This window comes from Rhodopseudomonas sp., assembly GCF_048594845.1.
GTDB lineage: Bacteria > Pseudomonadota > Alphaproteobacteria > Rhizobiales > Xanthobacteraceae > Rhodopseudomonas.
Genome location: NZ_JBMDXE010000295.1, coordinates 1 through 19042 on the forward strand (window position 1 = coordinate 1; position 19042 = coordinate 19042).

Annotated in this window: 18 protein-coding genes and 1 other RNA gene; 13 read left to right on the top strand and 6 right to left on the bottom strand. The window is 66.1% G+C overall.

What is annotated here, in order from left to right; genetic code table 11:
- Window positions 1-221, top strand: a 221-nt coding sequence (locus ACOJTD_RS19170) for an EamA family transporter (RefSeq protein WP_420134461.1), incomplete at its 5' end; no start/stop codon positions are given.
- Here ACOJTD_RS19170 and ACOJTD_RS19175 read toward each other — a convergent pair.
- A complete protein-coding gene (locus ACOJTD_RS19175; RefSeq protein ID WP_420134462.1) occupies window positions 222-1121 on the bottom strand; it encodes an EamA family transporter in 900 nt (299 codons plus the stop codon). It abuts the gene before it with no gap.
- 154 nt (window positions 1122-1275) lie between these two features.
- On the opposite strand from ACOJTD_RS19175, the gene ACOJTD_RS19180 reads away from it, so the two are divergent.
- Window positions 1276-2088, top strand: a complete 813-nt coding sequence (locus tag ACOJTD_RS19180; protein ID WP_420134463.1) for an MBL fold metallo-hydrolase — start codon at window positions 1276-1278, stop codon at window positions 2086-2088.
- A 309-nt stretch (window positions 2089-2397) separates the two neighbouring features.
- Here the strand turns inward: ACOJTD_RS19180 and ubiG are convergent, their stop codons facing one another.
- Window positions 2398-3159, bottom strand: coding sequence for a bifunctional 2-polyprenyl-6-hydroxyphenol methylase/3-demethylubiquinol 3-O-methyltransferase UbiG (gene ubiG, locus ACOJTD_RS19185; protein ID WP_420134464.1), 762 nt, complete (start codon window positions 3157-3159; stop codon window positions 2398-2400).
- A gap of 190 nt (window positions 3160-3349) precedes the next feature.
- On the opposite strand from ubiG, the gene ACOJTD_RS19190 reads away from it, so the two are divergent.
- The 5 genes from ACOJTD_RS19190 (at window position 3350) to ACOJTD_RS19210 (ending at window position 10548) form a co-directional block, all read left to right on the top strand.
- Window positions 3350-4603: an aspartate kinase gene (locus ACOJTD_RS19190; RefSeq protein WP_420134474.1), complete on the top strand. Its 1254-nt coding sequence runs from the start codon at window positions 3350-3352 to the stop codon at window positions 4601-4603.
- 300 nt (window positions 4604-4903) lie between these two features.
- Window positions 4904-7171 carry a phosphoenolpyruvate--protein phosphotransferase gene (ptsP, locus tag ACOJTD_RS19195; protein ID WP_420134465.1) on the top strand — a complete coding sequence of 756 codons (2268 nt, stop codon included), beginning with the start codon at window positions 4904-4906 and terminating at the stop codon, window positions 7169-7171.
- A gap of 66 nt (window positions 7172-7237) precedes the next feature.
- Window positions 7238-8326 (top strand): peptide chain release factor 1, encoded by a 1089-nt coding sequence (gene prfA, locus ACOJTD_RS19200; protein ID WP_420134466.1) that lies wholly within the window; start codon window positions 7238-7240, stop codon window positions 8324-8326.
- 38 nt (window positions 8327-8364) lie between these two features.
- Entirely contained in the window at window positions 8365-9243 is an 879-nt protein-coding gene (gene prmC, locus ACOJTD_RS19205) for a peptide chain release factor N(5)-glutamine methyltransferase (RefSeq protein ID WP_420134475.1), read from the top strand.
- Between the two features lie 588 nt (window positions 9244-9831).
- Window positions 9832-10548, top strand: a complete 717-nt coding sequence (locus tag ACOJTD_RS19210; protein ID WP_420134467.1) for a DUF4167 domain-containing protein — start codon at window positions 9832-9834, stop codon at window positions 10546-10548.
- A 65-nt stretch (window positions 10549-10613) separates the two neighbouring features.
- Here the strand turns inward: ACOJTD_RS19210 and ACOJTD_RS19215 are convergent, their stop codons facing one another.
- Complete coding sequence (locus tag ACOJTD_RS19215) at window positions 10614-11381, bottom strand: class I SAM-dependent methyltransferase (RefSeq protein WP_420134468.1); 768 nt, start codon at window positions 11379-11381, stop codon at window positions 10614-10616.
- Between the two features lie 167 nt (window positions 11382-11548).
- Here ACOJTD_RS19215 and gloB point away from each other — a divergent pair, with 167 nt between their 5' ends.
- Complete coding sequence (gene gloB, locus ACOJTD_RS19220; RefSeq protein ID WP_420134469.1) at window positions 11549-12316, top strand: hydroxyacylglutathione hydrolase; 768 nt, start codon at window positions 11549-11551, stop codon at window positions 12314-12316.
- Entirely contained in the window at window positions 12313-12753 is a 441-nt protein-coding gene (locus ACOJTD_RS19225) for a cupin domain-containing protein (protein ID WP_420134470.1), read from the top strand. The genes gloB and ACOJTD_RS19225 overlap by 4 nt, the downstream gene beginning before the upstream one ends.
- Window positions 12754-13210: 457 nt before the next feature.
- Here ACOJTD_RS19225 and ACOJTD_RS19230 read toward each other — a convergent pair whose 3' ends face one another.
- From ACOJTD_RS19230 to ACOJTD_RS19240, 3 genes are read right to left on the bottom strand one after another with little or no spacing between them, the layout of a single operon-like run.
- Window positions 13211-14140, bottom strand: a complete 930-nt coding sequence (locus ACOJTD_RS19230) for a sugar kinase (protein ID WP_420134471.1) — start codon at window positions 14138-14140, stop codon at window positions 13211-13213.
- Window positions 14137-15069: an NAD(+) diphosphatase gene (gene nudC, locus ACOJTD_RS19235; RefSeq protein WP_420134472.1), complete on the bottom strand. Its 933-nt coding sequence runs from the start codon at window positions 15067-15069 to the stop codon at window positions 14137-14139. The genes ACOJTD_RS19230 and nudC overlap by 4 nt, the downstream gene beginning before the upstream one ends.
- Window positions 15070-15073: 4 nt before the next feature.
- Complete coding sequence (locus tag ACOJTD_RS19240; protein ID WP_254983837.1) at window positions 15074-15490, bottom strand: HIT domain-containing protein; 417 nt, start codon at window positions 15488-15490, stop codon at window positions 15074-15076.
- Between the two features lie 229 nt (window positions 15491-15719).
- Here ACOJTD_RS19240 and ffs point away from each other — a divergent pair.
- The 4 genes from ffs to recR all read left to right on the top strand — a co-directional run bounded on the left by ffs (window position 15720) and on the right by recR (window position 18871).
- Window positions 15720-15816, top strand: an RNA gene (gene ffs / locus ACOJTD_RS19245) — signal recognition particle sRNA small type.
- A gap of 158 nt (window positions 15817-15974) precedes the next feature.
- A complete protein-coding gene (locus tag ACOJTD_RS19250) occupies window positions 15975-17819 on the top strand; it encodes a DNA polymerase III subunit gamma/tau (RefSeq protein ID WP_420134473.1) in 1845 nt (614 codons plus the stop codon).
- 26 nt (window positions 17820-17845) lie between these two features.
- Entirely contained in the window at window positions 17846-18166 is a 321-nt protein-coding gene (locus tag ACOJTD_RS19255) for a YbaB/EbfC family nucleoid-associated protein (protein ID WP_119855200.1), read from the top strand.
- Window positions 18167-18265: 99 nt separating this feature from the next.
- Entirely contained in the window at window positions 18266-18871 is a 606-nt protein-coding gene (recR, locus tag ACOJTD_RS19260) for a recombination mediator RecR (RefSeq protein WP_054164718.1), read from the top strand.
- Window positions 18872-19042 lie beyond the last annotated feature (171 nt).

The window sequence follows — 19042 nt, forward strand, 5'->3', positions numbered from 1 at the left end:
TTTTCCTGGTGCTGTCCGGGCTGTGCACCGGAGCGTCGTGGCTGTGTTACTTCAGGGCGCTGAAGCTCGGGCCGGCCACGCTGGTGGCGCCGATCGACAAGCTCAGCGTCGTGCTCGTGGCGCTGTTCGCCTTTGCGTTCCTCGGCGAGCGGCCGAGCGCCATGCATTGGCTCGGCATTGCGCTGATCGCCGCCGGCGCGGTGATCATCGTTGTGAAGTGATCAGGCTGCGACCAGCAGCGCCACGCCGAGCACGATCAACGCCGTGCCGCCGAGTTCGCGGGCCGACAGCGGCTGCTTGAACGAGTAGTAGGCCACGGCCTGGGCGAACAGCACCTCGACCAGCGCCAGCGTCCGGACATTGGCGGCCGCGGTGAGGGCAAACGCCAGAAACCAGAATTGCGAAGCGAGCGCGCCGACGAAGCCGGCCAGCATCGACGGTTTCCACAGCTGCAGGATTTCGCGCAGCACCTTTGGCGCCCGCGCCAGCAGATAGATCGTCAGCACCAGCGTCTGGACGCCGAGTGCGAACACCAGCGTATAGCTCGCGGCGGTGACGAAGGTGACCCCTGGCACCACGATGATGGCGCCGCGAAACCCGACCGCCGACATTGCGAACGCTGCTGCGGCGGCGAGGCCGAGCAGCGTCGGCCGCAGGCTGGCGAGGTTGCGGGTGCTGCCGGGCCGTAGCGCGGTGATCACCACGCCGACGGTGGCGATCAGGATGGCGACAACCTTCCACAGATCCAGATGATCGCCGAGGAACACGAAGCCGAAGATCGCGGTCTGGATCGCCTCGGTCTTCAGATACGCGGTGGTGACCACGAAGGAGCGCTCGTTCATCGCCGCCAGCATCAGCCCGGTGGCGAGGATCTGCGACAGTGCGCCGAGCAGCAGCCACGGCCAGAACTCGATCGTCGGCCACGGCACAGCGTCGCCGGTGGCGGCGATCACCAGAACGAAGAACAGGATCGAGAACGGAAACCCGAACAGGAAGCGGATATTGGTGGCGCCCCAGGTGCCGAGCGGCCCGGTCAGCGACCGCTGCATCGCGTTGCGCGCCACTTGGCCGAGCGCGGCGACGATCGTGAATGGGATCCAGAGTGAGGCGAGGGTGAGCATGCTGAGATCGAAGCTGGAGGGCGCGGCACCGTGGCGGCGTCGGCCGCTGCGGTCAACCGGAACGGGATCATGCCAGCGTTGCGCGCCCCGGTCGCGCTGGTGCTCGCGTAATTTACAGCTACACTTTGCCCGCCTCGAACGGAGCGACACCGCCATGCTGCGCTGCCTTGCCGTCCTCGCCGCCCTGGTCACGCTGCTGGTTACGCCGGCGCGAGCCGCAGAGGGCTTCCGCGGCAGCGAGTGTCTGGCGATGGCGCAGGGGCCGCGGGCGATCCCGGTCAGCCTGCGCCGCGCCGCGGCGGCCGAGCAGGTGCTGATCACCTATCGGGGCCACGCCACCTACACGATCGAAAGCCCCGGCGGCGTGATGGTGGCGACCGATTACAGCGGCACTTACGACACCGGCCGAACCCCGGACGTCGTCACCATGAACCGCGCGCATGCGACCCACTACACGCTCGCGCCAGATCCGAAGATCGCGCATGTGCTGCACGGCTGGGGCACGGACGGGCAGCCGGCGAAGATCTACGAGCGCGTCGGCGACGTCCTGATCCGCAACGTCACCACCGACATCCGCCGCTACATGTTCGACGACGGCGCCGGCGGCATGATCAAGGATGGCAATTCGATCTTCATCTTCGAAGTGGCCGGACTGTGTATCGCGCATCTCGGCCATTTGCACACCACGCTCGACGAGAGTCACTTCGCGGCGATCGGCCGGATCGACATCCTGATGGTGCCGATCGACGGCAGCTACACGATGTCGCTTGCCGGCATCTCCGATATCACCAAGCGACTCCGCGCCTCGGTGGTGCTGCCGATGCACCGCTTCATGACCCCGCTCGACGACTTCATGCGCCGCATCGGGCAGAACTTCGCGATTGACAAACGCAACGACAGCGTGCTGCGCATCTCGCGCGACACGCTGCCGGGGACGCCGACGGTGATTATTCTAAGGGGTGTGTAGTTGTGCGCGTCATTGCGAGGAGCAAGGCGACGAAGCAATCCAGCGCCGTGCAGTGAGCTGCATCGATTTGGCTTCGTTCGCAATGACGGGGGGCTCTTGCTGTGTCCCGACGGTCAGATTTGTCGAAGAGGGATGGATTGCCGGGTCAAGCCCGGCAATGACGGCGGAAGATGCGGCCAGGCATTGCTACAAACTCTTCGGACGCAGATTTGAACGTAAGAAGTCGCGTAACAACAAGGCCGTCATGCGCGGGCTTGACCCGCGCATCCATCCACTTCGCAAAAAGCGCAATCGGTCGCGGTAGAATAACTACGGCGCGGTCTCTGCCACCACCATGTAGTTCACGTCCATGTCGGGCGAGAGTTTCCAGCGGTCGGCCAGCGGGTTGTAGGTCATGCCGGATTGTTCGGTGACGACCAGCTTCATGCCGCTCAGGTGCTGCTCCAGTTCGGCCGGGGTGACGAACTTGTCCCATTGATGCGTGCCGCGCGGCAGCCAGCGCATCACATATTCGGCGCCGACGATGGCGAGCGCAAAGCTCTTCCAGTTGCGGTTGAGGGTGGCTACCACCATCATGCCGGTCGGCTTCATCAGCGCGGCGCAGCGCGACAGGAAGGCGCCGACGTCGGTGACGTGTTCGATCACCTCCATCGCCAGTACGATGTCGAAGCGCTCGCGCGGGTCGATCTCCTCGACCATGACGTTGCGGTAGTCGATCGCCAGATGCGACTTGTCGGCGTGCAGCTTGGCGGCCGCGATATTGGTGGCCGAGGGGTCGATGCCGATCACCTGGGCGCCGAGCCGGGTGAACGGCTCGCACAAGAGGCCAGCGCCGCAGCCGATGTCCAGCATCCGCAGCCCGGACAGGCAGCTCAGGCTCTTGGCGTTGCGGTCGAATTTGCGGCACGCGGCGTCGCGGATGAAGCTGATGCGCAGCGGGTTGATCCGGTGGAGCGGCGCCATCTTGCCGGTCGGATCCCACCATTCGGCCGAGAGTTTGGAGAATTTGGCGATCTCGGCGGGGTCGACGGTCGACGCCGGCGCGCCGGGGGTCTCGTGTTGCAATGCCATGGCGGTTCGCCGTGCTCCCAGATTCGCTTGTCCGCGCCGTCGCGGGCGTCCGATGCCCGCCCCGGTTCCGCCCGGGCCGTTCGGTTGCTTGCCCGAACCCGCGGCGCTGTGTATGACGCGCCACGCGGCTGCCGACTGGCGGATTCCGCGCCATCCATACTCGTTGTCTGCAGGGATTGCACTATTCGTCATGGGCCGGCTGGTGATGAAATTCGGCGGCACGTCCGTCGCCAATATCGAGCGCATCCAGAACGTCGCGCGCCATGTCAAACGCGAGGTCGATGCCGGCCATGAGGTCGCCGTCGTGGTCTCCGCCATGGCCGGCAAGACCAACGAACTGGTGGCCTGGTGCACCGAGGCGTCGCCGATGCACGACGCCCGCGAATACGACGCCGTGGTGGCGTCCGGCGAGCAGGTGACCTCGGGGCTGCTGGCGATCGCCTTGCAGGCGCTGGGTATCCAGGCACGGTCCTGGCAGGGATGGCAGCTGCCGATCCGCACCAGCGACGCCCATGCTTCGGCTCGCATCATTGACATCGACGGCGGCGAGATCATCAAGCGGTTTGGCGAGCGCAAGGAAGTCGCGGTGATCGCCGGCTTCCAGGGCATCAACGCTGAAACGGGCCGGATCACCACGCTCGGCCGCGGCGGTTCGGACACCTCGGCGGTGGCAATCGCGGCGGCGCTCAAGGCTGATCGCTGCGACATCTACACCGACGTCGACGGCGTCTACACCACCGATCCGCGGGTGGTGCCGAAGGCCAAGCGGCTCGACAAGGTGGCGTTCGAGGAGATGCTGGAACTGGCCTCGCAGGGCGCCAAGGTGCTGCAGGTCCGTTCGGTCGAACTCGGCATGGTCTACAACGTGCCGATCTTCGTGCGGTCCTCGTTCGACAAACCCGAAGACATCGATCCGCACGGCACGCCGCCGGGCACGCTGATCTGCAGCGAGGAGAAAATCATGGAGAACCACGTCGTCACCGGCATCGCCTTCTCGAAGGACGAAGCCCAGATCTCGGTCCGCCGGATCGAGGACAAGCCGGGGGTGGCGGCGTCGATCTTCGGGCCGCTGGCCGATGCCAATATCAATGTCGACATGATCGTCCAGAACGTGTCGGAAGACGGCAAGACCACCGATCTGACCTTCACGGTGCCGGCGGCGGATTTCGCCCGCGCCAAGCAGACCATCACGTCGGCGCAGGACAAGATCGGCTACGCCCGCTTCGACAGCGAGACCGATGTCGCCAAGGTGTCGGTGATCGGCTCGGGCATGCGCAGCCATGCGGGCGTCGCTGCCCAGGCCTTCGCTGCGCTTGCGGCGCGTAACATCAACATCCGGGCGATCACCACGTCGGAAATCAAGTTCTCGGTGTTGATCGACGCGGCCTATACTGAACTGGCGGTGCGGACGTTGCATACGTTGTATGGATTGGATCAAGTTTAGAACAATTTTGTAGTGATTTAAGACGGTGCGCGACGGACGTTCGTGGCCGCCCCTGGCAGGCGTTTTGCTTGGCAAATCAAGCCTCAATTCGCTATACGGCCTGATGGGCGCGCGGCGTCGGCGAGGCGGCTGAAAAGCCGGTTTCTGTTGCGTTGCGATGGCCGGATCGGGCGGTGAAGCGGCCTGCTCCGGCGTGCGTCGAGACTGGCGGACTCGCTGCCGGTCACGTTTGCGGCGAAAGGGATTGTCGCCGGCGCTCTGAGCGTCGGCGGTGAGTCATTTCAGGGGAGATGTCGGCACATGCGGAGCACGTCGGGCGGCCCCCGCGTCTTGCTGAGACGGCTCCGTGAAACCATGGCGGAGCAAGTCTCCGCGCAGGAACGGCTGGACAAGATCGTCGTTCTGATCGCCGCCAACATGGTGGCGGAGGTGTGCTCGACCTACGTGCTGCGCGTCGACAATACCCTCGAGCTCTACGCGACCGAAGGTCTGAACCGCGAGGCTGTGCACCAGACCGTGCTGAGCGCCCACGAGGGCCTTGTCGGCCTGGTGGCGTCCGAGGCGACGCCGCTGAACCTCTCCGACGCGCAGAGCCATCCGGCGTTCTCGTTCCGCCCGGAGACCGGCGAAGAGATCTATCACTCGTTCCTCGGTGTGCCGATCCTGCGCGCCGGCAATACGCTCGGCGTGCTGGTGGTGCAGAACCGCGCCAAGCGCACCTATGTCGAGGAAGAAGTCGAGGCGCTGCAGACCACCGCGATGGTGCTCGCCGAGATGATCGCGTCGGGCGAACTGTCGGCGCTGGCCCAGCCCGGTGCCGAACCTGCGGCCCGGCACTCGATCCACAAAACCGGCGCGGTGCTGTCCGACGGCATCGCGCTCGGCCACGTCGTGCTGCACGAGCCACGCGTCGTCATCACCAACTACATCGCCGAGGATCTGCCGAAGGAGATCAAGCGGCTCGACAGCGCACTCGCCAATCTCCGCTCCGACCTCGACCGCCTGCTGGAGCGCGGCGACGTCGCTGACGGCGGCGAGCATCGCGACGTGCTCGAAGCCTACCGGATGTTCGCCAACGACCACGGCTGGTCCCACAAGCTGCACGAGGCGGTGGCGACCGGCCTCACCGCCGAGGCCGCCGTCGAGCGCGTGCAGTCGGACACGCGCGCCCGGATGCTGCGCTCGACCGATCCTTATCTGCGTGAACGCCTGCACGATCTCGAGGATCTCGGCCATCGGCTGATGCGCCAACTCGTCGGCCAGAACCACGCGCCGTCGCGCGAGCATTTGCCCGAGAACGCGATCCTGATCGCCCGTTCGATGGGGCCCGCGGCGCTGCTCGACTATGATCGCAAACGGCTGCGCGGCCTGGTGCTCGAAGAAGGCACCGCCAATTCGCACGTTGCGATCGTGGCGCGTGCGCTCGGCATTGCGGCGGTCGGCGAAGTGCCGAACGCGCCGGGCATCGCGGATCCCGGCGACGCCATCATCGTCGATGCCACCTCCGGCTCGATCTACGTGCGGCCCTCGGCCGAAATCGAAGCCGCTTATGCCGAGCGCGTGCGCTTCCGCGCGCGCCGGCAGGCGCAGTATTCTGCGCTGCGCGATCTGCCATGCGTCACTAAGGACGGCCAGCCGGTCGATCTGATGATCAATGCCGGCCTGGCGATCGACCTGCCGCATATCGAAGACACCGGCTCGTCCGGCATCGGCCTGTTTCGTACCGAGCTGCAATTCATGATCGGCCAGAGCCTGCCGCGGTCGAGCGATCAGCTGGCGCTGTACCGCGCCGTGCTCGACGCCGCAGGCAGCAAGCCCGTGACTTTCCGCACGCTCGATATCGGCGGCGACAAGGCGCTGCCCTATATGGAGACGGTGGTCGAGGAGAACCCGGCGCTCGGCTGGCGCGCGATCCGGCTCGGGCTCGACCGCCCCGGCCTGCTGCGCAGCCAGATCCGCGCGCTGCTACGCGCCGGCGGCGGTCGCTACCTGCGTATCATGTTCCCGATGGTCTCCGAGGTGGCGGAGTTCGACGCCGCCAAGTCGATCGTCGAGCGCGAGCTGACCTATCTGCGTCAGCACGGCCATACGCTGCCGGAGCGGGTCGACGTCGGCACCATGGTCGAGGTCCCAGCGCTGCTGTATCAGCTCGACGAATTGCTGAAGAAGGTCGACTTCGTCTCGGTCGGCTCCAACGACCTGTTCCAGTTCCTGTTCGCGGTCGATCGCGGCAACTCCAAAGTGTCGGACCGGTTCGATACGCTGTCGGCGCCGATCCTGCGGGCGCTGCGCGACATCGTGCGCAAGGGCAAGGCCGCGAAGCGGTCGGTGTCGCTGTGCGGCGAGATGGCGTCGCAGCCGATCGCCGCCTTGGCGCTGATCGCGGTCGGCTATCGCTCGCTGTCGGTGTCGGCGCTGTCGCACGGTCCGGTGAAGGCGATGATTCTCGAACTCGATGCCGCCAAGGCGGAGGCTGCGATCTCGCCGCTACTGGATCAGCCGGCCGGCAGCGTCTCGATCCGCGAGAAGCTGGCGGAATTCGCCGAGGCGCATCGGCTTCCCTTGTAGCGACGCTGCTTTCATGACGACGCCGTCGTCTGCCGCGCTGCCGTATCTGTTCTCCGAGATCGATCCATGTCCAACCTGCCCGAAGCCAAGCTCGACGTTCTCCTCGCGCACCATGCCGCGCTCGAAGCGCAACTGGTCAGCGGCGATGTCGGCGCTGCCGACTATGTGCGGATCACCCGCGAACTGTCCGATCTCAATCCGCTGATCGAGGCGGTGAAGGCCTATCGCGAAGTGCGCGACGAAATGGGCGGCATCGAGGAACTGCTCGAGGATCCCGATGCCGATCCGGATATCCGCGCGATGGCCGAAGCCGAGCGCGCGGCGCTCGACGGTCATCTCGAAGAGCTGATCCAGCAGATCCGCGTGGCGCTGCTGCCGAAGGACGCGATGGACGACCGCAACGTCATGCTGGAAATCCGCGCCGGCACCGGCGGGGACGAGGCCTCGCTGTTCGCCGGCGACCTGTTCCGGATGTACGAGAAGTTCGCCGCCCTGCAGGGCTGGAGCGTCGAGGTGATCTCGGCCAGCGAAGGCACCGTCGGCGGCTACAAGGAAATCATCGCCGAGGTGAAGGGGCGCGGCGCCTTCGCCAAGCTGAAATTCGAATCTGGCGTGCATCGTGTCCAGCGCGTGCCGGATACCGAAACGCAGGGCCGCATTCACACATCCGCCGCGACCGTCGCGGTGCTGCCCGAAGTGGAAGATGTCGACGTCGACATCAAGCAAGAAGACCTGCGGATCGAAACCATGCGGGCGCAGGGCGCTGGCGGTCAGCACGTCAACAAGACCGAATCGGCGATTCGCATCACGCATCTGCCGACCGGCATCGTGGTGATGATGCAGGACAGCCGCTCGCAGCATAAGAACCGCGCCTCGGCCATGAACATCCTGCGCTCGCGCATCTACGATGCCGAGCGGCAGCGTGTCGACGCGGCGCGATCTGCCGAGCGCAAGGAGAAGGTCGGGTCGGGAGATCGCTCCGAGCGAATCCGCACCTACAATTTCCCGCAGGGACGCGTCACCGACCATCGTATCAACCTCACGCTGTACAAGCTGCCGCAAGTGATCGCCGGCGAAGCGCTCGGCGAACTGATCGATGCGCTCACCACCGAGCACCAGGCCGCACAGCTCGCGGCGCAAAGCGACGCTGCGTGACCAACGGCTCCGCCGACGCCTCGCGGCATGCGGCCTCGGTGACGATCGCACTGAGCGGTCTAACGCTTGCGGCAGCACGCCGTGCAGTCGGCCAGCTATTCAAGGATGCCGCTCTCGATTCGCCGGACCTCGACGCACGGCTGCTGGTCGGCGAGGCGGTCGGGCTCGATCTCACTGGGCTTGTCCGACACAGTGACCGCGTCCTTGCAGCGGCGGAGGCCGAACGTCTGGCCGGCTTCGTGGCGCGACGACTGGCAGGCGAACCGGTGGCTCGGATCCTCGGGCAGCGCGAGTTCTGGGGATTGCCGCTGCGGCTCGGCCCCGACACGCTGGTGCCGCGCCCGGACACCGAGACCGTCGTCGAAGTGGCGCTGGACTTCCTCCGCGCCGGGCCTTGTCCGCGACCGCGCATCCTCGACATCGGCACGGGCTCCGGCGCGATCCTGCTGGCGCTGCTGGACGAGTGCCGTGACGCGACCGGCATCGCGACCGATATCAACCTCGGCACACTTCGCATCGCCCGCGCCAATGCGGTGGCGCTCGCGCTGTCGGATCGCGCCCACTTCGTCGCTTGTGACTACGCGTCTGCGCTCAGCGGAGCGTTCGATCTGATCGTCTCCAACCCGCCATACATCCCGGCCGGTGATATCGCGGCGCTAGATATCGAGGTGCGCGATCACGATCCGCGCCGCGCCTTGGACGGCGGCGCCGACGGTCTCGATGCCTATCGGCTGATTGCTCCCGAATCGGTGCGTCTGCTGCGGCCCGGCGGCGCGCTGGTGGTGGAGATCGGGCAGGGTCAGGGCGATGATGTCGCCGCCTTGATGCGGGCTGCCGGGCTGGTCGTTTCGGAGGCGCCGCGTGCGGATCTGGGAGGCATTTTGCGGGTTGTCTCGGGTCGCAAATCGACCGCTTAACGTCGGAATAGATTGCAAAAAACGCTTGGAAAATCGGTCGGGAGCGACTACGTTCCGGCCAGGATATCGGTCCAGCCTGACTGGTCCCGCGGGTCTGCGGTCATAGGCCAGAAAAGAACAGAGTTCTTGTCAGGAACCCGGGTGTCGAGGGGTTCCAAACCAGCGGATCGATTGAGCGCGGGGGCTTTGAATGAGCCGCGCTGCTCGCGGTCGCGGAGCGAATGAAAGCCTGATTTTACGCTTGAAGAACTCACGCAAGCGAAGCTGAGCCTGCTGCGGCGGGTTCTTTGTTGGGTCCGGCCGGCGCGGCACGGCGCGCTCCGGAGTTGGGGAACGCGTCTTTGTTGAACGCGACACGCGGTGCCGACGATACCGATCGGGTCATTGTTGCGGAGAGGCTTCCTGAGCCCTGCAGCGGACATCGGGCGTCGATGATCCACCGGATGTCCGGACGGCAGCAGGTCATTCGGGCGCGCAATAAAGATCAGGCCGACGGCGGATTGAGGCCCGAACAGGCTCCGCGACGATCAGAGATTCTCAGATACTCAGCGTAATCGGGACATACTGGACTCGGTAAAAAGGTAAGACATGAGAAACGGGCAGAACAATAAGCGGCTGCGGAACCGGAACAACGGCGGCAATAATAACAATAATCGGCGCGGCCAGAACCCGATGACCCGGGTGTTCGAATCCAACGGCCCCGATATCAAGATCCGCGGCACCGCCTCTCACGTCGCCGAGAAATACGTTCAGCTTGCCCGCGATGCGCGCTCCTCGGGCGATCCTGTTGCGGCGGAGAATTATTATCAGCACGCCGAGCACTACTTTCGTCTGATCGCGGCCGCGCAGGAGCAGTTCCGGCAGAACCAGCCGCAGCAGCAGCAGCCGCGCATCGACAATGATATGTCGGACGGCGACGACGAAGAGGCCGATTACTCGAATTTCGGCGCCGAGCCGGGTCTGGTGCCGGTCCAGTCGCAGCCGCAATATCAGCCGCGCGAGCAGCCGCAATTCCAGCCCCGCGAGCCTCGCGAACAGCCGCAGCCGCGTGAGCACCGTCCGCAGCCGCAGTTCACGCCGCGTGCCGAGCAGCCCCAGCCGCAGCCGAGCGTCGATGCCGGCGTCGATCGCCTACCGTCTTTCATCACCGGGCCGCAGCCGCAGGTCCCCCCGCAGGCGTTCGAAGGCGCCGGTGGTGGCGAACGCTTTCCGCCGCGTCGGCGGCGCCGGCCGCATACGCCGCGTGGCGAAGCTGCCGCAGCTGCAGCACCTGCCCCGGCAGAGGACGTCTCGCGCGGCGAATAACGCCGAGGTACGGTCCGATCGGTTTCGGAAATCAAGGGTCGCGCTTCGGCGCGGCCTTTTTCGTTTCAGCGCGGCCGCAGCGGCAGGTCGTCGGGATCGTCCGCCTGCATCGGCGACGGCACCAGCGAGGGTTCAAGCGACGGGATCAGCCGGATGCGCTCGCGCTTGGCCGAGATCGGCCGCACCACCTGCTTGGTGGCTTCCACCACGTGCACGCCGGCGAGCGGCAGCGAGGTCGCGCCGCCGATCCGCTCCCAGGCGGGCGCCGAGCGCATCAGCCAGCCTTGCTGCAGCGGCGGCACGAACAGCGCCTCGCTCCAGGCCACCGGCGTGAACCAGGTCCGGCGCAGCAGTTCGGAAATCTGCGACCGCGAATAGGGCCGGCCATGACCGAACGGCGTCGCGTCGGTCCGGGCCCAGACGCCGCGGCGATTCGGTACCACCGCCAGCAGCCGTCCCGACGGCGCCAGCACCCGCCAGACCTCGCGCAGCAAAGCTTCGGGATCGTCCGACATCTCCAGCGCATGCACCAGCAGGATGCGGTCGATCGCGGCATCGGGCAGCGGCAGGGCGCGCTCTTCGACCAGCGTCGACAGCGTGGCCCGCGCGGTGGGCCATTTCAGCACGCCCTGCGCAGCCGGCATGAAGGCGATGCAGCGTTCGCAATTATCCCGGAACAGCCCGAGATACGGCGTCGGATAGCCGAGCCCCAGCACACGCTGGCCCTTGGCATCCTGCCATCGCTTCTGGATACCGCGATTGATGAGTCGCCGCGCCACCACGCCGAGCCGGCTGGAGTAGAATTCGCGCAGATTGACCACATCCATCGTCATGGTTGGCTTTTACCATGCCGACATCGCGTCCGGCAAAGCGGCCTTGTGCAGCGGCGGCCTGCGGTGCTTCCCGCGTTTCATCCGTCATGGCGTCCGTGATAGACTATCGTCGTGTCGACCGGTGCCCGCCCTGGCTGTGGCGTCCGGTCCAATCTCCGGGAGAATTCATGGCCGCCGACATCCGCATCGTTCCCTGCCTGTCCGACAATTTCGGCTATCTGGTCCACGACTCGGCGACCGGCGCCACGGCGTCGATCGATGCGCCGGAAGCCGCGCCGCTGATCGCCGCGCTGGAGAAGGAAGGCTGGAAGCTGACGGATATTCTGGTCACGCATCATCATGGCGACCATGTCGGCGGCATCGCCGAATTGAAGCAGAAGTATCAGTGCCGGGTCGTCGCGCCGCACGACGCCAATGCCAAGATCGCCGACGTCGACCTGCGGGTCGAGGAGGGCGATGTCGTCAAGGTCGGCGGTCTGTCGGCGCGTGTATTCGAGACACCCGGCCACACGCTCGATCACATTTCCTACGTGTTTGATGAGGATCGCGCGCTGTTCGCGGCGGACACGCTGTTCTCGATCGGCTGCGGCCGCGTGTTCGAGGGCACCTATCCGATGATGTGGGAGTCGCTGCTCAAGCTGCGCGAATTGCCGGACGACTACAAACTGTATTGCGGCCACGAATACACCGCCTCCAACGTCAAGTTCGCGCTGACCATCGAGCCCGACAACGCGGCACTGCAGGCGCGCGCCAAGCAGGTCGAGCAGCAGCGTGCCGCCGGCCAGCCGACCATTCCGGTGACGCTCGGCGAGGAGAAGCAGGCCAACGTGTTCCTGCGCGCCGACGTGCCGTCGGTCGCGGCCGCGGTCGGTCTCCCCGGAGAGAGCGCCGCCGACGTGTTCGGCGAAATACGCGAGCGCAAGAACAACTCGTGATCAGTTCGTCCCTGACCGCGGCCGAGGTGATTGCGCGGCTCGATCTGCAGCCGCATCCCGAAGGCGGTCATTACCGCGAGACATTTCGCGACACGCGCTGCGACCTTGGTGGCCGCAGCTTCTCGACCGCGATCTACTTCCTGCTGGCGCGCGGCGAACGCTCGCACTGGCACCGCATCGATGCGGTCGAGATCTGGCACTACTACGCGGGCGCGCCGCTGACGCTGCAGATTGCCGATGACCACGGCACCCGCGTACTCACGCTCGGCCCAGATGTTGCGGCCGGCGAAGTGCCGCAAGCGATAGTTCCGCCACACGCCTGGCAGGCGGCGGCAGCGATCGGCGACTGGACGCTGGTCGGTTGCACGGTGGCCCCGGGATTTGATTTCAAGCACTTCGAACTGGCGCCGGCGGGATGGGAGCCGCGGCAGGGGTGAGCGTCATCGGAGCTATCCAAAGCTTCCGCCCCGCACTCCGAAGTCATCGCCCGGCTTGACCGGGCGACCCAGTATTCCAGAGAGCTTTTTGGCCTTGAGTGCGTTAGCAGCGAGCACTCTGGGATACTGGATCCTCCGCTTTCGCGGAGGATGACGGCCGATACTGTGGCACGGGTTCCCGTCAGCAAAACCGCCTTGCGTGAACGACCACGAGTACGTCGTGCCAATGTCATCGCCCCGCCCACTCCCGTCATGCGCGGGCTTGACCCGCGCATCCATCGCGCGCGTCAGCGCGTTGAAGCGAATCTTTGCGAAGAGGATGGATTGCCGGGTCAAGCCCGGCAATGACGGAGGTGGTGTTGAGAAACGCGTAGCCTGTCGCGCGACGCTGAAGGGGAGTGATGGGTTACGGCACAAGGGCGCCTAACCCATCCTGCGCGTTACGTAGCACGCGCGATCACTTCGCCTTGTCCGCCAAAAACGCCTCGACCTCCGCGCGGCTCGGGCACGCGAACGCGCCGCCCGGCCTTGTGCATTTCAATGCTGCCGCAGCAGAGGCGAAGCGGAGGGCGCTGGGGATGTCCTGGCCTTCGCTGAAGGTCACCGCGAAGGCGCCGTGGAAGATGTCGCCGGCGCCGAGGGTGTCGACGACGTGGACCGGGAAGGCCGGTGTCTCCTGGAATTGCTGATTGTCGTCGAGCCACAGCGTGCCCTTCGGGCCGCGAGTAACGGCGACGAAGGCGTGGGTCAGCGCCGCGACCTTCTTCAGTGCCGCTTCGTCGTCCTCGACGCCGGCAGTGGCGTGCAGGGCTTCGGCCGAGAAGATCAGATGCGAGGAGGCGGTGAGCAGGCCCTGGTTCAGCGACATGGCGCTGTCGATATCGACCACCACCGGGATGCCGCACTTGCGCGCTTCGGCGCACAGCGGCGTCGCGAAGCCGGCGCAGCGGCTCTCGATCATGATGGCGTCGCAGTCGGCCAGTAGGTCGTCGGCGGGCGGCAGCTCGACGTCCCACAGCTTCGGATCGCGGAAGGTGACGATGGTGCGTTCGCCGGTCGGATCGACCAGCACTGCGGAAATCGGCGTGACGAGCCCGGGCATGTGAATGAGCCCGGAGGTCGCGATGCCTTCCTCGGCGAGCTTGTCGAACAAGAAGTGCGCCGCGGCCTCGTCCTTGTCGCCCATTGGGCCACACATCCGCGCGGTGCCGCCGAGGCGTGCGATGCCGATGCCGGCATTGAGCGCGTTGCCGCCGCAGATTTCCTGATAGGCACTGGCCGGCACCTTGTAGCCGCGGCCCGGCACCGCATCGATCCGGAAGGTGAGGTCACGCACCGGAATGCCGATGCACAGCACGCGCGGATTGGGCTTGGCGGTGTTGGTCATGATTGTCCTTCCAGCCAGCGGCCGACGAGATGATGCGCGATCGCGAACGGATGCGGTCCGGCGAGTCCGTCCGGATGCTCGCGCTTCATCATCAGCGTCGCTTCCTCGCGCGAGAACCATCGCGCGTCTTCGAGCTCGGTCAAATCCACGGTGATGTCCTCACTGGTGGCGATCGCCGTACAACCGATCATCAGCGAGGATGGGTAAGGCCAGGGCTGCGTCATGTAGTAGCGCACGTCGCTGCAGCGGATGCCGGACTCCTCGAGGATCTCGCGGCGCACCGCATCCTCGATGGTCTCGGCGGCTTCGACGAAGCCGGCGAGGCACGAATACATCCCGGGGGGGAATTGCTTCTGCCGGCCGAGCAGGCATTTGTCGCCAGCCGTCACCAGCATGATCACCACCGGATCGGTCCGCGGGAAATGTTCGGCCTTGCAGCTTGGGCAATCACGCTTCCAGCCGCCTTGCGACATCGACGTGCGAGTGCCGCAATTGGCGCAATAGCCGTGGCGCTGATGCCAATTGACCAGCGATTTCGCCACTGCGATCGCGGCGAGCTGGTCAGGCGGCAGCACGCCCTGCATCGCCATGCCGCGCAGCTCGGCGAGGCCGGCGTCAGGCCGGCCAATCAGCTTCTCGGCTGCCGGCGCGCTGATGCCCATGCCGAACACCGCGGCGCCGTCGCGCAGGCCGAGGAAGATCGTGCCCGCATTGGCGCCGAGTGAAATCGCTTCCTTGATGGTGAGCAGCGCGCGGGTGCCGCCGTCTTCGTGCTTCACCAGCAGCGAATCGCGATGCACCACGTAGGCGCGAGTATCACTCTTGTCTTCCATCGCCATCAGCTTGGCATCGTTCATGCGCAGGTGCGCGGCGCGGTCGAGACCGTTGCTGACGAAGGCCGGATGGCCGAGGGGAAATGCGCTGCTCATCGGATTACCCCAGCCAGATCTTGCGCCGGAGCGCGCTGATGAATTGCTGCACTTCTTCCGGATCGTGCGGCAGCGGCGGCATCACGCCCCATACCGGGCGCGGCCAGGCCGCATCGCTGGTGCGCCGCGCGATGATGTGGACGTGCAGCTGCGGCACCATGTTGCCCAGCGCCGCGATATTGAGCTTGTCGCATTTGGTGATCTCCTTCAGCGCCCGTCCGACCCGGGAGATCTCGGTCATCAGCTGCGCCTGCTCGACCTCGTCGAGGTCGATGATTTCGACCGCGCCGGCGCGGCGCGGCACCAGCAGCAGCCACGGGTAATGCGCATCCTTGATCACCAGGACCCGGCTGAGTGGCAGATCGCCGATGTTGATGGTGTCTTTTTCGAGCTGCGAGCTCAGCGACCAGTCGGAGGACATTGAGGTTCCATCGGCCCGTTGTGGGCGGGCTCTTCGGTGCGGTGGGGCGCGTCGACCGAATCCATACCAAGCCGGCCGCGGCGGCGGAAGCGGCGGGACGCGTTTGGAGTGTTGTTCGGCGCATGGCGGCTGCGCGCCGATCCGTGCGGATTCACCCCGGTTTATCCGAAGGTCCAAAGCCGCCCGGGGCGGCTTGCATTCGGGCGGGTTTGGCTCCAAATAGGGACCGGGAGATTGGCGGTGGACGAGCCACTCGCCAACCGGGTCAGGTCCGGAAGGAAGCAGCCCTAACGAGGTCCGGATCGGGTCGCTCGTCAGTCTCCTACCTGTTTTTCGGCCGCGTGCCGGCCGTTCGAAGGTGGTGTTTCCCGGCGTTCGCCGGGTCTGCGTGGGGTGATTCGGTCAGCCGCATGAACCTGCCACGCCGTCACCCCACTCCGTTCCGCAATCCGGCCCCGACACGCACAGCATTGCGGACTGATCGATGAGCGATTCTGGCGTCCCCGGCGACCATCCGACGTCTTCGACCACGACCGAGGCTGCCGCTCCGGCCGGCGCTTATCGGGTGCTGGCGCGCAAATATCGTCCCAACAGTTTCGAGGATCTGATCGGCCAGGAAGCGGTGGTGCGCACCGTCTCCAATGCGTTCGACACCGGCCGGATTCCGCAGGCCTGGATTCTCACCGGCGTCCGCGGCGTCGGCAAAACCACGACCGCCCGCATCCTGGCGCGCGCGCTGAATTACGAGATGCCGGACGGCTCGGTGAAGGGACCGAGCATCCACATGCCGGTGCACGGGGTGCACTGCAAGGCGATCATGGAAAGCCGGCACATGGACGTGCTGGAAATGGACGCCGCCTCGCACACCGGCGTCGACGATGTCCGCCAGATCAACGACAGCGTGCGCTATGCGCCGGCCAGCGCGCGCTACAAGGTCTACATCATCGACGAAGTCCACATGCTGTCGACGGCGGCGTTCAACGCCTTCCTGAAGACGCTGGAGGAGCCGCCGGAGCACGCCAAATTCGTGTTCGCCACCACCGAGATCCGCAAGGTGCCGGTGACGGTGCTGTCGCGCTGCCAGCGCTTCGACCTGCGTCGCGTCGAGGCCGACGTGCTGATGACGCATCTGGGCAATATCGCCGCCAAGGAAGGCGTCGAAGTCGAGCCGGAAGCGCTGGGCATCATCGCCCGCGCGGCCGAAGGCTCGGTGCGCGATTCGCTGTCGCTGTTCGACCAGGCGATCGCGCATGCGGCCGGACTGGTGCGCGCCGACGCGGTCCGCCAGATGCTCGGCCTCGCCGACCGGACGCGCGTGATCGAGCTGTTCGACGCGCTGGCGCGGGGTGATATCGCGGCCGCGTTCGCCGAATTCCGCGATCAGTACGACACCGGCGCCGATCCGGTGGTGGTGCTGAGCGATCTCGCCGAATTCGTCAATTTCGTCACCCGCGTCAAGATCGTGCCGGCGATCGCCGACAACGTCGCGTTCGGCGAGACCGAGCGGCTGCGCGGCCGCGAGTTCGCCACCAAGCTGTCGATGCGGGTGCTGTCGCGGATGTGGCAGATGCTGCTCAAGGGCATCGCCGAGGTGCAGGGCGCGACGCGTCCGGCCGCCGCCGCCGAGATGGTGCTGGTGCGGATCGCCTATGCGGCCGATCTGCCGACGCCTGACGAAGCGATCCGGATGATCGAGCAGGGCGGCGGCGGGTCGCTGCCGTCCGGCGGCAGTGCGCCGCGCGGCGCGCCCCCTTCTGCGCCGTCCGCGATCGCGTCGGCGCAGTCGAATTACTCCGCGCCGGTTGCTATGAGCTCGCGCGGTTCGACGATGAGCCAGCCGTCGATGGCCAGGCCGCAGCCGAGCGCGGCCGCGACCCCGCAGCCCGATCCCGGCGTCCTCAAAATCACCAGTTTCCCGCAACTGGTCGCGCTCGCCTCCGAAAAACGCGATGTGATGACCCGCATGGCGCTCGAAGCCGACGTGCGGCTGGTGCGGATCGAGGACGGCAAGCTCGAACTGGCGCTGGAGCGCACCGCCTCGCGCAGCCTGATCAGCGATCTCAGCCGCAAGCTGGAGCAATGGACCGGCCGGCGCTGGACGGTGGTGATCTCCAACGAGCAGGGGCAGCCGACGCTGCGTTCGCAGAACGAGGCGATCAAGAACGAACGCGAACGCGTCGCCGAGAACGATCCCAGGGTGCAGGAAGTGCTGGCGCGCTTTCCCGGCGCCAAGGTGATGGAGGTGCGGCGGCTCGCCGCCGAGCCGGCCGAGACCGATGCTGCTATCGAAGGCGCGGTCGAGCCGGCCGAGGAAGACGACGACTTCTAAGTTTTCAAATCTGAGAGGAACCGATCATGGCTGATTTTCTCGGCATGATGAAGCAGGCCGCGCAGCTGCAGTCGAAGATGAAGGCGATGCAGGACGAACTCGACCAGATCGAGGTCGAGGGGCTGTCCGGCGGCGGACTCGTCAAGGTGCGGATGACCGCCAAGATGGAAGTGCGCGGGATTTCGATCGATCCGTCGCTGGTGAAGCCGGACGAGGTCGGCGTGCTGGAAGATCTGGTGATGGCGGCGCTCGGCGACGCGCATCGCAAGGCCGAGGCCGCGATGCAGGAGAAGATGAAGGCGCTGACCGGCGGCCTCGGCCTGCCGCCCGGGCTCGGTCTGGGCTAGTCTTTCCGCAATAGCGATTCGCAATCTCACATCGCCGACCGGCAGCCGCCGCAGCGTCTGCCGCTGCTTTGATTCACCGACACGAATGGTGCCGTCCCGATGGCGATTGCGGTCGCAGGCCCCGAGATCGAACGTCTGATCCAGTTGCTGGCGCGGCTGCCCGGATTGGGGCCGCGCTCGGCGCGGCGCGCCGCGCTGCATCTGATCAAGAAGCGCGACGCGCTGATGGGCCCGCTCGCCGCGGCGCTGCAGGTCGCGATCGACAAGATCCAGGTCTGCAAGACCTGCGGCAACATCGACACGCAGAATCCCTGCACGGTGTGCACCGATCCGCGGCGCGATCCGTCGATCATCGTGGTGGTGGCCGACGTCGCCGATCTGTGGGCGCTCGAACGCGCTTCCGCCACGAACGGCCGCTACCACGTGCTCGGCGCCACGCTGTCTCCCCTCGACGGCGTCGGCCCCGACGATCTGACCATCGATGCACTGGTGGCGCGCGCCCATGATCCCGCGGTCAGCGAGATCATTCTGGCGCTCAACGCCACCGTCGACGGCCAGACCACAGCACATTACGTCACCGACCTCCTGCAGGACGCCAACGTGAAAGTGACGCGGCTCGCCCACGGCGTGCCGGTCGGCGGCGAACTCGACTATCTCGACGAAGGCACGCTGTCGGCCGCAATGCGGCAGCGCACCTTGTTCTGAACGATACGGAAGTGGACCCGATGATCGACCGACTGCTCAAGCCCTCGCTGATTCTCGCCGCGCTGGCCTGCCTTTCGACCTCGCCTGCGGCGGCGCAGGGCACCGACAGTCAGGCGGCGCTGCCGAAGCCGACCGCCATGAAGGTCGGCGGCGTGCTGACCGGCGAACTCA

Coding starts and splice junctions, on each gene's coding strand:
- ACOJTD_RS19175 (WP_420134462.1), bottom strand. CDS start 1,121: ATGCTCACCCTCGCCTCACTCTGGATCCCATTCACGATCGTCGCCGCG.
- ACOJTD_RS19180 (WP_420134463.1), top strand. CDS start 1,276: ATGCTGCGCTGCCTTGCCGTCCTCGCCGCCCTGGTCACGCTGCTGGTT.
- ubiG (WP_420134464.1), bottom strand. CDS start 3,159: ATGGCATTGCAACACGAGACCCCCGGCGCGCCGGCGTCGACCGTCGAC.
- ACOJTD_RS19190 (WP_420134474.1), top strand. CDS start 3,350: ATGGGCCGGCTGGTGATGAAATTCGGCGGCACGTCCGTCGCCAATATC.
- ptsP (WP_420134465.1), top strand. CDS start 4,904: ATGCGGAGCACGTCGGGCGGCCCCCGCGTCTTGCTGAGACGGCTCCGT.
- prfA (WP_420134466.1), top strand. CDS start 7,238: ATGTCCAACCTGCCCGAAGCCAAGCTCGACGTTCTCCTCGCGCACCAT.
- ACOJTD_RS19210 (WP_420134467.1), top strand. CDS start 9,832: ATGAGAAACGGGCAGAACAATAAGCGGCTGCGGAACCGGAACAACGGC.
- ACOJTD_RS19215 (WP_420134468.1), bottom strand. CDS start 11,381: ATGACGATGGATGTGGTCAATCTGCGCGAATTCTACTCCAGCCGGCTC.
- gloB (WP_420134469.1), top strand. CDS start 11,549: ATGGCCGCCGACATCCGCATCGTTCCCTGCCTGTCCGACAATTTCGGC.
- ACOJTD_RS19230 (WP_420134471.1), bottom strand. CDS start 14,140: ATGACCAACACCGCCAAGCCCAATCCGCGCGTGCTGTGCATCGGCATT.
- nudC (WP_420134472.1), bottom strand. CDS start 15,069: ATGAGCAGCGCATTTCCCCTCGGCCATCCGGCCTTCGTCAGCAACGGT.
- ACOJTD_RS19240 (WP_254983837.1), bottom strand. CDS start 15,490: ATGTCCTCCGACTGGTCGCTGAGCTCGCAGCTCGAAAAAGACACCATC.
- ACOJTD_RS19250 (WP_420134473.1), top strand. CDS start 15,975: ATGAGCGATTCTGGCGTCCCCGGCGACCATCCGACGTCTTCGACCACG.
- ACOJTD_RS19255 (WP_119855200.1), top strand. CDS start 17,846: ATGGCTGATTTTCTCGGCATGATGAAGCAGGCCGCGCAGCTGCAGTCG.
- recR (WP_054164718.1), top strand. CDS start 18,266: ATGGCGATTGCGGTCGCAGGCCCCGAGATCGAACGTCTGATCCAGTTG.